This window comes from Marinomonas vaga, assembly GCF_055388305.1.
In genome coordinates this window covers 1,519,345-1,532,100 of record NZ_AP043903.1, presented here as the reverse complement: position 1 = coordinate 1,532,100, position 12,756 = coordinate 1,519,345, and the positions used below count along the sequence as shown (strand labels likewise).

Sequence of the window (12,756 nt, the reverse complement as noted above, 5' to 3'; positions counted from 1 at the left end):
CTCAACCTCAAAAACCATAAGCTTCATCTAAGCTCTTAACGAATTTGCCGTAATACTCTAAGCGGTAGCCAGTTTTCTCCGATACGGCTTCTGCCGCGGCACGGGAAGCCAGATACAAGCGGTTATAATTAGCTTGCTCAGGGTAGAATGACACACCGATCGACACACCGTCGTTCAAAGCGCCGATATGCTCTGGGTCTGCCTTAAGCAACGCATCTTCAAGCTTTTCTGCGATGATCTGCGCGTCGTCTAAATGCCCAATACGCATGGCCATGACAAACTCACTCTTACCCGATCGCGCCAACAAATCGTTATCCCGTAAGGTGCTGGTTAAGGTGTCAGAGAGGTGCTTCAATTCGTCACCATCAATCTCACGTTTGACAAATACAGTGACAAACACCAAACGCTGAAAGTAGCGTCTCGCATCACGAATCATCATTTCAATAGCGTTATCGAAAGCGTGGGGCTGTAGTAGGCCAGTCCCTTCATCGGTCATCTCTTGAAGCGTTTTATCTGTGATTTTGCGCAACAAAGAGGCTTCGATCCAATCATGGGCACTTTCCAGTACTTGCTCGATGGCCCAATGATAAAAAGGCTTTTCAGCGACATCTGAAATGTAATTAGAAAACAAAGCCATGGTCAGCCAATTACCGTCTTGGTCTGGCACACTGACTAAATGACAATCTTCTAAAAAGCATTCCTGAATGATCGAATGCCAACCCACCCAGTCAGAGCGGGTGGATACGCTTTTTTCGTAGCCGAACTTTCGCGAAGGGCTAGCAACAAAGGTTATAAGTGGAGTTGGAACACTGGACACTCGCCCAACCACATCGGACACGCCCCCTTGCCAATCCACATGATTGAGAATACGCCAGTTGGTAAGATCTTTATCACACCAGATTAAACAAGGGCGCACCATGTTGGGCAACAGATCCCGTACCTGCTGCACCAATAACTCCAAAAAAATAAGAGGTTTGGCACTGGTGGCAAGACTCTGAAGTAGTCGTTTGTCCGCTTTACGCATTTGCAGGAGAAAATCTCTCTGCTTGAGCGGTTCATTGACCACATTCATAGAGGATTCCATTCCTGACACAGGTTGATTGCTACTGTCCATTTAATACGACACCGATCGATAAAGGTTAGACAATTCTCTACAACTAAGAGACGCCTCAGTGAGGCGTCAATATGTACATATTACTCACTTTACCACAAATAGATGCGGTAAAGAGCCTAGGCTAACTCAAGGCATACACACGCTGACCAGAAATAAAGGTCTGCAAAACACGACCAGTGAGGGATTCCCCATCAAAGCCTGAATTGCGCCCCTTCGATTTCCGATTCGACTGATCCCAGGTCCAAGTTGCAGTACTGTCGAACAGGATAAAGTCCGCAAAACTACCCACAGCCAAAGACCCGGCCTCTAGACCAAAGCAGGCGGCAGGGCCAGTCGTCAGCGCAGTCAGTAGTTGACCTAGCTCGAGGTCGCCCTCATCCATTAAACGCAACGCCAATGGCAACAGGATTTCCACGTTTGCCATACCGGGTTCTGTCGCGGCAAAAGGGGCTACCTTCGCCATTTTTTCATGGGGTTGATGATCCGAACAGATGGCATTGATCGCCCCTGTCTTGATGCCTTCAATAAGCGTCAGACGGTCGTTCTCGGAACGCAAAGGCGGCAACACGTGAAACAGTCCATCAAACTCTTTCAATACTTCATCTGTCAGCAAAAGATTATGCAGTGCCACGTCACAAGTGACATCTAACCCTGATGCCTTAGCGTCGGCAATCATCTCAACGGACTTAGCACAAGAAAGACGGGCAAAGTGGGCACGTACACCGGTCTTCTCCACCAACAGCAAATCACGCATCAAGGCGATGGTTTCCGCTGTTTCTGGGATCCCCGCCAAGCCGTGCATGGTGGACATCACACCTTCGTGGGCACAGCCCCCATCGGACATGCTCTTGTCATCAGGATGGAAGACAACCAACAAGTCATGGGTTGCAGCATATTCTAGGGCACGGGACAGCACCCGGTTACTGGCGTAACTATTACGGTGGTTTGATAAAGCCACACAACCAGCATCCGTTAATGCCACCATGTTACTTAACTGCTCACCTTCCAGACCTTGAGTAATGGCACCGATTGGGAACACATTAGCCATCCCCGCATCATCCGCCTTGTCTTGAATCAAGGCCGCGACTGCTGGTGTATCTACTATTGGTTTGGTATTGGGTGGGCAAATCAATGTGGTAACACCACCCGACACCGCTGCACGACCTTCTGAGGCAATGGAACCTTTCTGGGTGTAACCTGGCTCACGCAAGGCGACTGCCGCGTCAACTAAGCCAGGTAATACCCACTGGCCAGTGGCATCGATGACTTCCGCATCATCAAAACCAAGGGGCGCTTCCCCAATGGCTACAATACGATGATCCTCTACAAACAGATCAACCACGGCATCGAGGTTTTGGCTTGGGTCGATGACACGACCATTACTAATACGAAGTTTCATGTTAGCCCTCACCTTCTTGTGCCTGTTGTTCTTGCACTTGACCACTCATGGCCATGGACATCACGGCCATACGCACGGCAATGCCATTAGTCACCTGGTTTAGAATGACAGAACGCTCACCGTCTGCCACTTCAGAGGAAATTTCGACCCCACGGTTAATCGGCCCAGGATGCATCACAATCGCATCAGGTTTGGCCCAAGATAGGGTTTCTTCTGTCAGACCATATAAGCGATAAAACTCGCTCTCACTGGGCAATAGAGCACCAGCCATACGCTCTTTTTGTAAACGCAGCATGACCACCACATCCACATCATCAAGACCGGCCTTTAAGTCATGACAAATGGTCGCCCCAAGTTCCTTAAAGTACTCTGGCACTAGGGTTTTAGGGCCCACCAATCGTACTTCTTCAACGCCAAGGGTTTTCAATGCATGCAGCTCTGAGCGCGCGACTCGTGAATGCAAAACATCTCCCACAATAGCGACTTTTAACCCCTCAAAATGCCCCTTGTGTCGACGAATGGTCAACATATCTAACATGGCTTGAGTTGGGTGAGAGTGACGACCGTCACCGGCATTAATAATGGCCACATTTGGAGAGCAATGCTCAGCGATAAAATGTGGTGCCCCGCTGTCTTGGTGACGCACAACAAACATATCACTTTGCATGGCTTCAAGGTTTTGCAGGGTATCCAGTAAGGACTCGCCTTTAGAGGTCGCCGACGTAGCGATATTGAGGTTAATCACATCGGCAGACAATCGCTTAGCGGCCAATTCAAAGGTAGTTCGGGTTCGGGTGGAGTTTTCAAAGAAGAGATTTACAACAGTCTTGCCCCGTAACAAAGGGACTTTTTTAACTGACTGCTCGCCCATGGATAGGAACGACTCGGCTCTATCGAGTATCTCTGTCAGAATATCTTTACTTAAGCCATCCAACGTCAGGAAATGCTTTAGTTGACCTTGTTCGTTTAGCTGTAACGCCCTGGGGTCAGATCGCATCATAGTTTGCTTTCCTCAATCACTATGTATGATAGGAAAATGCCCGGCGCAGAGGGTATCCACGTCCGGGCATCGGTGGCACTGACAGGCCAGCTTGGCATTCAACATCGCCAACTGTTATGTATCAGCGAACCACTGTATCCAAGTACTAATTGTCGTATGTGCTGTCACAAAAATAAAGCAAAACAACTAATTTAGTCGGTTTCCACCAAAGAAACCGCCAAGGGCGCAGGCCCTGATAGTTTAATACGTTGATTGGCGTTAAGGGTTAAGGCCTCACCAATGATGTCAGCACGAATTGGCAACTCGCGATTATTCAAGTCAAACAAGATGGCCAGAGTAATACTGGCGGGACGGCCAAAGTCGAAGATCTCATTCATCGCGGCACGAATCGTGCGCCCAGACATGAGCACATCATCCACCAGAATCACATGACGGTCTTCCAAAGCGGGCAAGAGGGTCTGGCCGACTTTGGGATTCAATCCCGCGCGGGTAAAGTCATCTCGATAAAAGGTAATGTCTAAGGTCGCTAACGGCTCGGAGGTTGGCACAGCATCAATCAACTCATTTGCCACCCAAACTCCTCCAGAATGGATTCCAACCACAATCGGGTCTTCAATGTTCTTTTGCTGACAGTAATCAGCTATTTGCTGTTTCATGGCGGACAGCGCTTTGTCTAGATCCAACTTCATGTTCGACTGTTACCTTCTAGTCAATTGCTTAAGACGTGAATTGCTCAGCAAACCACGACTCTAAAATCATTTGAGCGGCCAAACCATCGACGGAATTCTCTTTGAAATTACGGTGGCCACCTTGGGCGATCACTTGTCCTTTGGCTTCATAGGACGATAGCCGCTCATCCATCATATGGTATGGGCGGTTGTAGCGTCCATGGAGGCGTTTGGCAAATTTGCGTGCACGCTGACACATCTCATTTTCCGTGCCATCCATGTTCAGTGGTAACCCCACCACAAAGGCGTCAGGTTGCCATTCTTCTACTATTTTGGCGATCACATCCCAATTAGGAATCCCCTCATTCGCTTTGATAGGGTTCAACGGTCGACCTTGGCGGGTGACGCCTTGCCCTACGGCGACGCCAATTCGGGTCGTACCAAAATCAAACCCCAATACGGTGATGGCCGTATTGGGGTTCTCGTTCATTTCATTTGATGACGCATCGGTCATATTTAAGCGTGTCCTATGTCCGGCGATAAAAGACTCATATCCAGCCCTAGGACTTTTGTTGCTGCGGTAAACTGCATGTCACTAGGAGTATTAAATAATACGTCTAAATCCGCCTCGCATACCAGCCAATCGTTATTGGCAATTTCTTTTTCTAGCTGCCCTTCGTCCCAACCCGCGCAACCTAGCGTAATTAAAAACTGCTCTGGACCATCCCCCGCAGCAATGTGTTCTAGGGTTTCCAAAGAGGCCGATAAGCAGACCTCATCGGTAACTTTCAGGGTGTTGCCCCAGTATTTATCATGAGAGTGCAAAATAAACCCCCGCTCAGACTCTACTGGCCCGCCCACATAAATAGGCTCTGAGGTCAGTTTAGGAGCCTCCACAGGCATCCCGAGGTGGTCAGCCAATTCAGCAAAATCAATACTCGAAGGACGATTAATGATGACGCCCATCGCCCCAGTTTCCGTATGTTCGCAAAGATAGACAACTGTGTGCTCGAAGTTTGGATCGTTCAAATGTGGCATAGAGATCAAGAAGTGATGTTTCAACGATTGAAATGATGTAGTCATAACGTAACGCCCTCTATTTGAGATCGACGCAGGAGCTCGCGCCCGAATTCCTCGATTTGTACTAAACTAAAAAAATAAACCTTAAATCGAGGAGCTTATCTGCCAGTATAGGCTAAGTGCCTGATTTGCCTAGCTCGAATAACAAATTTTCTGAATTCCTGTTCATTTTGTAAGAATTTATCAAAACATTGCACATCTTGTACCAATCGGTCAATTTTCGTTAAAATGAAAACCTATTTATCTATTCGCGTTTTAGGACATTATTTTGATTACCGCCCTTAGCCAACATACTACTTCCCATACGGAAGCTTGGCGCCAGCTGCACCCTGGCGAAGCGGTAGACCTGCGTTATTTTTTTCACAGCGGTTGGTCTTCTTAGGACTGTAGCCATTCAACTTTTTTAATTACCAGACTAGGCTTGAGCCATAGTCGTTTTAAGATTTGCTACAGGAATATTGATCATGATTTTAGAAGCCGTTGATTTTCAAAGCCCAACAGCCGCCCAAGACTTCGTTAAATCCTTAAGAGAAACTGGCTTCGGGGTTCTTAAAAACCACCCGATTCGTCAGCAACTGGTGTCTGACATTTACGCCGAATGGCAAACCTTCTTCGATAGCGATACCAAATTTGATTACCGCTATAACGTGGGCACCCAAGACGGGTTCTTCCCAGCGGATGTGTCTGAAACTGCCAAAGGCCACTCAAAGAAAGACATTAAAGAGTATTTTCACTACTACCCTTGGGGACAATGTCCAGAGCAGCACAAAGCCAAACTGGCGCAATACTACAGTGAAGCCAATACACTGGCGGAACAGCTACTGGGTTGGATTGAAACACATACTCCAGCAGATATTGCCCAGCATTACTCTCAACCGCTCTCCGGTATGATTGAAAACAGTGATCAAACCCTGCTGCGAGTACTCCATTACCCACCACTTAAAGGCGACGAGGAACTTGGCGCTATCCGTGCGGGTGCTCATGAAGATATTAATTTAATCACTATCTTACCGGCAGCCAATGAACCTGGACTGCAGGTGAAATCAAAAGATGGCACCTGGCTGGACGTACCCTGCGATTTCGGTAACTTGATTGTTAACATTGGCGATATGCTGCAAGAAGCCTCTGGGGGCTATTTCCCATCCACTTCCCACCGAGTGATTAACCCAGATGGTACCGACAAGACTAAATCACGCATTTCCTTACCCCTGTTCCTGCACCCACGTCCAGATGTGGTGCTGTCGGAACGCCATACGGCTGGCTCCTATCTGCGTGAGCGCCTCATTGAACTGGGTGTGATTTAAGGTTTAATCATTCAACTGAGCATAAAAAATGGGAGCGATAAGCTCCCATTTTTTATGCAGACGTGAACGCCCGAATCAACAACCCCATACCGGACAGTATTAACATGGCCATGGCCATTCTTTTCACCAACACGGGTTGGATCAAGTTAATCAGGTACTTCCGTGACAGCACTGTGACCCCCAATACCACCGGAGCCCCTATCACGGTTGCGATTAACATGGACGAGGTGACCGATCCACTTACAACCATGGTCGTGGTGCGAAACCCTGCCAAAGCAATAAAAATGGACAGCAAGGTTGCACGGATCACAACCAAAGGCACAGGCTGGCGATACATCAAATATGAAATTGGCGGTCCCGCGGTAGAAAATAAACCACTCAATACCCCCGCAAACCCGCCACACAAGGCAAAATGCCATTTGGGGGAAGCTTCGTTTCTGGGTTCCGGACGTAATAGACTGCTGAGACACACCAGAATCATGGTAATGCCCAATAACCCCTGAAGAAGATTGATCGCATTAGCTCCTAGATGATCAAGTAAATACAATCCAAACCAGACCATGGGCAGTGCGGTTACCAGAAACACCCCCATGGCTTTAAAATGAGCTTGTCGCCAGACGCCTCCATACAAGCCTGATAAGCCATTTAACAAGCTTAACAAACTTGCGATAAAGGCTAATTCAGCGATCGACAACAGCTCAAGAGCACCGCCAATCCCCATTACAATCAAACCAAAACCAAACCCCGTGACCGTCTGAATATAGGCCCCTAGAGCCACAATGACGATCAATCCCAGCCAAATGAGTTCCATACTGCGCCTTAGGAAAATGTGCATATAAAAGAATAACGGCGCTTACGGCCTATCCTAAACTTGAAATATCTTAACCTAATCCCATCACAGGCTAATCAACCATTTGAGGCAAAACCATGCAAAAGTCTATTGATATTCAATTTGTGTCCGACGTCATGTGTCCATGGTGTGTGGTCGGATTAGGCAACCTTAACAAAGCACTCACTTCTCTAAACGACGTCAAAGTTGACCTCACCTTTAGACCCTTCGAGCTCAATCCCAACATGCCTCAGGAAGGGCAAAATCTTGGAGAGCACCTTGCTGAGAAATATGGTGTCACCCCAGCCCAATCCAAACAGAACCGGGAGATGATTCAAGCCCGGGGCAAGGCCGTGGACTTTGACTTCAACTTTCAGGAAGACTCACGCATGTGGAATTCTTTTGATGCCCATCGTCTACTGCATTGGGCAGAAATTGAAGGCTGCCAAGAAGCCCTCAAAAAAGCCCTATTCAAAGCCCATTTCACCGACAACCGAAATGTCTCGGATCATCAGGTGCTGATCGACATCGCCGGAGATATTGGCCTTGACCAAGAGGTCACTAAGGGGATTCTCGCCAGCGACGAGTTTGCCGAAGAAGTACGTCAATTAGAGCAACTTTGGCAACGCAGTGGCATTACCTCTGTACCAACGGTCATCATCAATAACCAATATGCCATCTCGGGTGGCCAACCACCGGAAGTGTTTTTACAGGCCCTCGAAGAAGTGCTCAATCAACCGGAATAAGCCCCGCCCTTTTGCCCATACACTGATCCAAGTAAGGTTCAGATTATGGGCAATCACGTCTTTGTAAAGCTGCACATAAAACACTCAAAACACCCCCTATACTCCTTATTTCATGGTATATTTAGCATGCGAATGAACATTTTTTGCTAATTTCAACATTTTTCCAAGGAGACCACTTAGTGTTATTGAGACGTGCCGCCCAACTGCTCTTAACTCTGCCCCTTTTACTGCTGGGCAGCGGCGCTACCTTCGCTGATATAAAAACAGTGCAACTGCATGTTGTCGATTTCCCCCCTTACATTATCGTGCCTGATACTCAAGACGGCATCACTGGTATGGATATCGACATTGTACAGGCGGCTTTTGCTGCAGCAGATCTGGATGTTCATTTCTCTTCAACGCCATGGAAGCGCATTATCAAATCCATGGAACGAGGCACAATTCTCGGCACAGTGTCCTGCTCGCGACGTCCTGAGCGCCTTGAATACATGTTGTTTAGTGACGAGGTGACATCCACCAACCGAGTAGCGGTAAGCCGATCTGAAGTCGATACTAGCGCCATTCAAACCCTTGATGACTTACAAAACTTTAGCGTGGTTTCCATCGAAGGCTGGGGCATGGAGCAACAACTTACCGCAGAAAACATTCCCCATGAGACGACATCCACTTACGAAGGCGCTATGATGGCTATGCGCTATCGCAACATAGACATACTTTATGCCGCTGAGTACCCATCACTCTATTATGCAAGAAAGCTTGGCATTCACCGTGACATCAAAATCACGCCGATACGTACAGAGCCAGTCACACCGCTTTACTTGTGCATGAGTAAGACATACCCAGACTCACGGGCAATAATGGATCGCTTTAATGCTGGTTTGCGGCAAATTAAGCAAGACGGAACCTACCAAGCCATACGCGCAAAATATTTATAGCAGTAGATTGCAAGGTAGGGAGGCCAAAGCTTGAAGCTCAGACATCGAATTGCATATCAACAAGCGCGCATCATTCTTTTCTCAGCGTTCATCATCGGCGGTCTCTCAGCGATCGCGCAATTTTATGTGGATATGACAGCGGTTCGCAGCCAGCAAATCGCTAGCATCCAACAATCGATCACCCTATACCAACCGAATATCCAGCGCGCCGTGTATAACCTAGACACTGATTTAGCCAAAAGCCTGGCCAAATTAATGGCTGATGACCCCTTATTTCATTCGGCGACCATCTATGATGATTTTGGTGATCTAATGGCAGTAGGGTTTGATAGCGCCACACCACCCGCCACGACTTGGGTAAATGCTATGAGTTTTCGACTCTTAGATATCCCTAAGAAATACCAACAGCCTCTCAACATTGAAAACAATAGCGCAACCCAAGCCTTATTAGTGGTCACCCTAGATACTAATAGGGTCGCTCAAGGGCTCGCCAATCGTGCTCTTACCCTTAGTATTTCAGGGTTCATTGCCACCATCTTACTCAGTGGCGTGCTCTTTATCGTGTTTTACCACTTTTTCTCTAAGCCCATTCAGAGGACGTCCCAATGGGTTGCCCAACTGGATCACCCCGATGCAGACCTCACACCGCCTTATGTACGTCATGACGAACTTGGCGACCTTGTTTTCAACGTACAAGATATCTGGCACAAAAAAGACGACGCAGCTAAACAAGTACAGTCCTTAGCCTATTACGACCCCTTAACCAAGTTAGCTAACCGTCGCATGCTAACGGAACAGCTAGACAGAGCCATTGAAGAAGTCAAACAGGCCCAGAAAACGGGAGTGGTCATGTACCTTGACCTTGACCGTTTCAAAACGATCAATGATTCGCTGGGCCATCACATTGGCGACCGTCTGTTAATAGAAATCGCCAAACGTCTCGGGACGTTAGTCGGACCTCAAGCTCAGTGTGCAAGATTTGGCGGGGATGAATTTGTCCTGCTACTGCCCAGTTTAGACAGTCAAGAGGAAGCGGTTTCTAACGCCATCGCACTCGCACAGAACATCATAGAGACCATAGGTGCCCCAGCACGGATTGGACGCAACACTATCCATTGCTCCACCAGCATTGGATTAACCATCTTCCCTCAACATGCGGATAACAGTAGCAACGTGCTGCGCCGTGCCGATACGGCCTTGTACCGTGTCAAAGATGCTGGGCGCAATGGCTACCAGTTTTATGACGAAAGTATGCAAAAAGAAGCCAAAGCAAGATGGGAGATTGAAGCCGGACTGCACCGTGCGGTGGCACTCAATCAGCTGCAAATTTGGCTACAACCGCAAGTAAACTCCCAACACAAGATCACTGGGGCAGAGGTATTACTGCGCTGGCAACATCCACAAAAAGGCCTAGTTCCGCCCATGGAATTTATTTCTGTTGCAGAGGAATCAGGTCAGATCAATGCGCTTGAGGAGTGGGTACTTACTGCTACGATAGAGCTTTTAAATACTTGGCAAAAACAAGGTTTACCCAGCAGCTTTAAACGATTGTCCATTAATATAAGTCCTGCTCACTTCATGCAAGCAGACTTTGTCGAACGTATGCTTCAGATACTAAAGAAACGCCACCCTGGAGCAGTGCAGATCGAATTTGAGATTACTGAAAGTCTGCTCATTCACAACTTCATCAATGCCTCCAAAACAATGAATACCCTGCAAGAACACGGTATTTCATTTGCTATTGATGATTTCGGCACTGGGTATTCCTCCCTGCGCTACTTGACCCAGCTCCCCCTAGACATACTTAAAATTGACCGCTCATTTATCCAGCAAATGGAGCATAGCGAAAGTGATGCAGCCATCGTTGACGTGATTATGACTACTGCCAACAAACTTGGCTTGGCCGTTATCGCGGAAGGGGTCGAAACTCATGCCCAAGAGCAACTTTTAGCGGAGCGGGATTGTCAGCTCTATCAAGGCTTCTATTTTTCTAAGCCTCAATTCCATGAGCAGTTTTATCAGCTATTGATCGGCCAAGATGGTCACATTGAGCCACCCAGCTCTAGCTGATCCGTTTCGCATCTATCCTATGACTAAGCATTAAAATGTTGCGACATACGAAAGTAAGGAATATCCCCTTTAAAGAAACGCTCCCCTTCTGCAACAAAACCAAATCGACCATAGAAGCTCATAGCACTCTCTCGAGCATCTAACCAAAGATAATGAATGTCTGCAGAGCGCACTCTTTCTATCAATGCTTCAAGCATCTGACTACCAATTCCTCGCCCTTGAAATTCTGACAAGGTAGCAAACTTCCGTAGGCGTGCCTCCCCGTCATGAATGTATAGAGAAACAACACAGACCAAGCGTCCATCCACCTTCACACCAAAGTGCTTAGCGTAGTCATCCCCCTCAACCTGACAGAAGGACATCGGCTGATCGGGCCAAAGTACCTGATGACGAACCGGCAAAACTTCATCGGCAGAAACACTGACTATTTCATATCGAATCATGGGTCACCTCATTATGAGTCACTTAGTAATACGACTCGTGTCAGGTAAATAGTTCAAATAAAAAAGCCCCCGTAGTCGCACCACGGGGGCAATTCTGAAAGGAGACTTAAAAAAGTAATCACCAAATAAAGTGACGAGCCTTAACATTCAATGCAGTGAAAGCAATCGACTTACCTGGCCCTTGCGCTGCCCCGTGACAGACAATCAATGGCACCAAGTGCTCTTCTCGGGGGTGACAGTAACGACCACCTTCCGCCAAAGACCATTGACTCCAACGCAGCTTCGCTTCGCTAATATTTATATCCACACCCGTCACAGTCTCATCAAGCCACACCTGAAAGGCGTCAGCAGAGACCTTTTTTTCTGGGGCTTGTGGATTAAAGAAAGCACGCATGTTGTGGAAACTAAAACCCGAACCTATCAACAATGCGTCTTCTGGCAACACTTGGGAAAGGTGCTCCCCTAGTTGCCAATGCTTCTCTGGACTCAGAGAACTGTCTAAAGACAACTGCAACACAGGGATGTTGGCATCCGGGTACATCAGCATCAGCGGAATGAACATGCCATGATCAAAACCACGGGACTCATTAAGACGAATATGGGTTCCCAAATCCTCCATTTTATCTGCTATGGCGCGCGCCAACTCAGGTGCCCCAGGAGCAGGGTATTGCAAATGATAGGACGCCTCAGGGAAGCCATAATAGTCATAAATTAAATCAGGATTTGCGGCGGCAGTTAACTCAAAGCCAGAAGTTTCCCAATGGGCGCTAACCATCACAATCACAGAAGGCTGCTTAGGCAGATCATTGGTCAAAGCCTGCATTGTTTGCACCAATTCTTTGTGGCCTGGGTCACCTAAGATAGGCATAGGGCCACCACCATGGGATACAAATGCGATAGAAGACATACTTTACTCCTTCCCGATACGGGGAAATCTGGTTAGGTCTGTGACCCGATGAGCAAATAGTAAGACCTTTCTAAATCGCAATAAATACACACAAATAGAATTCATTATTCACTCAAATGAAACAATAAAACTAACTCAACCGAACCCCCTAGTTAGCTCGCAGCCAGTGACTTTTTTAAAACATTTCGAATAGTGCTATATGAATCAAATGTAGCACCAGATAGCGCCAATATTAATCAGCTAACAAAATGTTCCTTTATG

At 47.5% G+C, this 12,756-nt stretch carries 13 protein-coding genes; 4 read left to right on the top strand and 9 right to left on the bottom strand.

All coding sequences use genetic code 11. The features are described 5' to 3' along the window. Window positions 1–7: 7 nt before the first annotated feature. The 6 genes from ACZ5DR_RS07100 to ACZ5DR_RS07075 form a co-directional block, all read right to left on the bottom strand. Window positions 8–1,114, bottom strand: a complete 1,107-nt coding sequence (locus ACZ5DR_RS07100; RefSeq protein ID WP_377366692.1) for a diguanylate cyclase domain-containing protein — start codon at window positions 1,112–1,114, stop codon at window positions 8–10. Between the two features lie 121 nt (window positions 1,115–1,235). Continuing rightward, window positions 1,236–2,513, bottom strand: a complete 1,278-nt coding sequence (locus ACZ5DR_RS07095; protein ID WP_377366694.1) for a dihydroorotase — start codon at window positions 2,511–2,513, stop codon at window positions 1,236–1,238. 1 nt (window position 2,514) lies between these two features. Further along, window positions 2,515–3,513 (bottom strand): aspartate carbamoyltransferase catalytic subunit, encoded by a 999-nt coding sequence (locus ACZ5DR_RS07090; RefSeq protein ID WP_377366696.1) that lies wholly within the window; start codon window positions 3,511–3,513, stop codon window positions 2,515–2,517. 191 nt (window positions 3,514–3,704) lie between these two features. Beyond that, window positions 3,705–4,202, bottom strand: coding sequence for a bifunctional pyr operon transcriptional regulator/uracil phosphoribosyltransferase PyrR (pyrR, locus tag ACZ5DR_RS07085; RefSeq protein ID WP_377366698.1), 498 nt, complete (start codon window positions 4,200–4,202; stop codon window positions 3,705–3,707). Window positions 4,203–4,230: 28 nt separating this feature from the next. Next, entirely contained in the window at window positions 4,231–4,695 is a 465-nt protein-coding gene (ruvX, locus tag ACZ5DR_RS07080; RefSeq protein ID WP_377366700.1) for a Holliday junction resolvase RuvX, read from the bottom strand. Window positions 4,696–4,697: 2 nt separating this feature from the next. Next, entirely contained in the window at window positions 4,698–5,264 is a 567-nt protein-coding gene (locus tag ACZ5DR_RS07075) for a YqgE/AlgH family protein (protein ID WP_377366702.1), read from the bottom strand. 461 nt (window positions 5,265–5,725) lie between these two features. Here ACZ5DR_RS07075 and ACZ5DR_RS07070 point away from each other — a divergent pair, with 461 nt between their 5' ends. After that, window positions 5,726–6,565 carry a 2OG-Fe(II) oxygenase family protein gene (locus tag ACZ5DR_RS07070; protein WP_377366703.1) on the top strand — a complete coding sequence of 280 codons (840 nt, stop codon included), beginning with the start codon at window positions 5,726–5,728 and terminating at the stop codon, window positions 6,563–6,565. A 52-nt stretch (window positions 6,566–6,617) separates the two neighbouring features. Here ACZ5DR_RS07070 and ACZ5DR_RS07065 read toward each other — a convergent pair whose 3' ends face one another. Beyond that, window positions 6,618–7,376, bottom strand: a complete 759-nt coding sequence (locus ACZ5DR_RS07065) for a TSUP family transporter (protein ID WP_377366705.1) — start codon at window positions 7,374–7,376, stop codon at window positions 6,618–6,620. A 116-nt stretch (window positions 7,377–7,492) separates the two neighbouring features. On the opposite strand from ACZ5DR_RS07065, the gene ACZ5DR_RS07060 reads away from it, so the two are divergent. From ACZ5DR_RS07060 to ACZ5DR_RS07050, 3 genes are all read left to right on the top strand, one after another. Further along, window positions 7,493–8,140 (top strand): DsbA family oxidoreductase, encoded by a 648-nt coding sequence (locus tag ACZ5DR_RS07060; protein ID WP_377366707.1) that lies wholly within the window; start codon window positions 7,493–7,495, stop codon window positions 8,138–8,140. 179 nt (window positions 8,141–8,319) lie between these two features. Continuing rightward, window positions 8,320–9,075: a substrate-binding periplasmic protein gene (locus tag ACZ5DR_RS07055; protein WP_377366709.1), complete on the top strand. Its 756-nt coding sequence runs from the start codon at window positions 8,320–8,322 to the stop codon at window positions 9,073–9,075. Between the two features lie 30 nt (window positions 9,076–9,105). Then, on the top strand, window positions 9,106–11,145 hold the full coding sequence (locus ACZ5DR_RS07050) for a putative bifunctional diguanylate cyclase/phosphodiesterase (protein WP_377366711.1): 2,040 nt from the start codon (window positions 9,106–9,108) through the stop codon (window positions 11,143–11,145). 23 nt (window positions 11,146–11,168) lie between these two features. On the opposite strand, the gene ACZ5DR_RS07045 is transcribed toward ACZ5DR_RS07050, so the two are convergent. Both ACZ5DR_RS07045 and ACZ5DR_RS07040 read right to left on the bottom strand, forming a co-directional pair. Continuing rightward, complete coding sequence (locus tag ACZ5DR_RS07045; protein WP_377366713.1) at window positions 11,169–11,588, bottom strand: GNAT family N-acetyltransferase; 420 nt, start codon at window positions 11,586–11,588, stop codon at window positions 11,169–11,171. A 118-nt stretch (window positions 11,589–11,706) separates the two neighbouring features. Further along, on the bottom strand, window positions 11,707–12,495 hold the full coding sequence (locus ACZ5DR_RS07040) for a DODA-type extradiol aromatic ring-opening family dioxygenase (protein WP_377366715.1): 789 nt from the start codon (window positions 12,493–12,495) through the stop codon (window positions 11,707–11,709). Between the last annotated feature and the right edge of the window lie 261 nt (window positions 12,496–12,756).

What these genes read in the sequence shown, in the direction of transcription:
- ACZ5DR_RS07100 (WP_377366692.1), bottom strand. Translation starts at nt 1,114, where the DNA reads ATGGACAGTAGCAATCAACCTGTGTCAGGAATGGAATCCTCTATGAAT.
- ACZ5DR_RS07095 (WP_377366694.1), bottom strand. Translation starts at nt 2,513, where the DNA reads ATGAAACTTCGTATTAGTAATGGTCGTGTCATCGACCCAAGCCAAAAC.
- ACZ5DR_RS07090 (WP_377366696.1), bottom strand. Translation starts at nt 3,513, where the DNA reads ATGATGCGATCTGACCCCAGGGCGTTACAGCTAAACGAACAAGGTCAA.
- pyrR (WP_377366698.1), bottom strand. Translation starts at nt 4,202, where the DNA reads ATGAAGTTGGATCTAGACAAAGCGCTGTCCGCCATGAAACAGCAAATA.
- ruvX (WP_377366700.1), bottom strand. Translation starts at nt 4,695, where the DNA reads ATGACCGATGCGTCATCAAATGAAATGAACGAGAACCCCAATACGGCC.
- ACZ5DR_RS07075 (WP_377366702.1), bottom strand. Translation starts at nt 5,264, where the DNA reads ATGACTACATCATTTCAATCGTTGAAACATCACTTCTTGATCTCTATG.
- ACZ5DR_RS07070 (WP_377366703.1), top strand. Translation starts at nt 5,726, where the DNA reads ATGATTTTAGAAGCCGTTGATTTTCAAAGCCCAACAGCCGCCCAAGAC.
- ACZ5DR_RS07065 (WP_377366705.1), bottom strand. Translation starts at nt 7,376, where the DNA reads ATGGAACTCATTTGGCTGGGATTGATCGTCATTGTGGCTCTAGGGGCC.
- ACZ5DR_RS07060 (WP_377366707.1), top strand. Translation starts at nt 7,493, where the DNA reads ATGCAAAAGTCTATTGATATTCAATTTGTGTCCGACGTCATGTGTCCA.
- ACZ5DR_RS07045 (WP_377366713.1), bottom strand. Translation starts at nt 11,588, where the DNA reads ATGATTCGATATGAAATAGTCAGTGTTTCTGCCGATGAAGTTTTGCCG.
- ACZ5DR_RS07040 (WP_377366715.1), bottom strand. Translation starts at nt 12,495, where the DNA reads ATGTCTTCTATCGCATTTGTATCCCATGGTGGTGGCCCTATGCCTATC.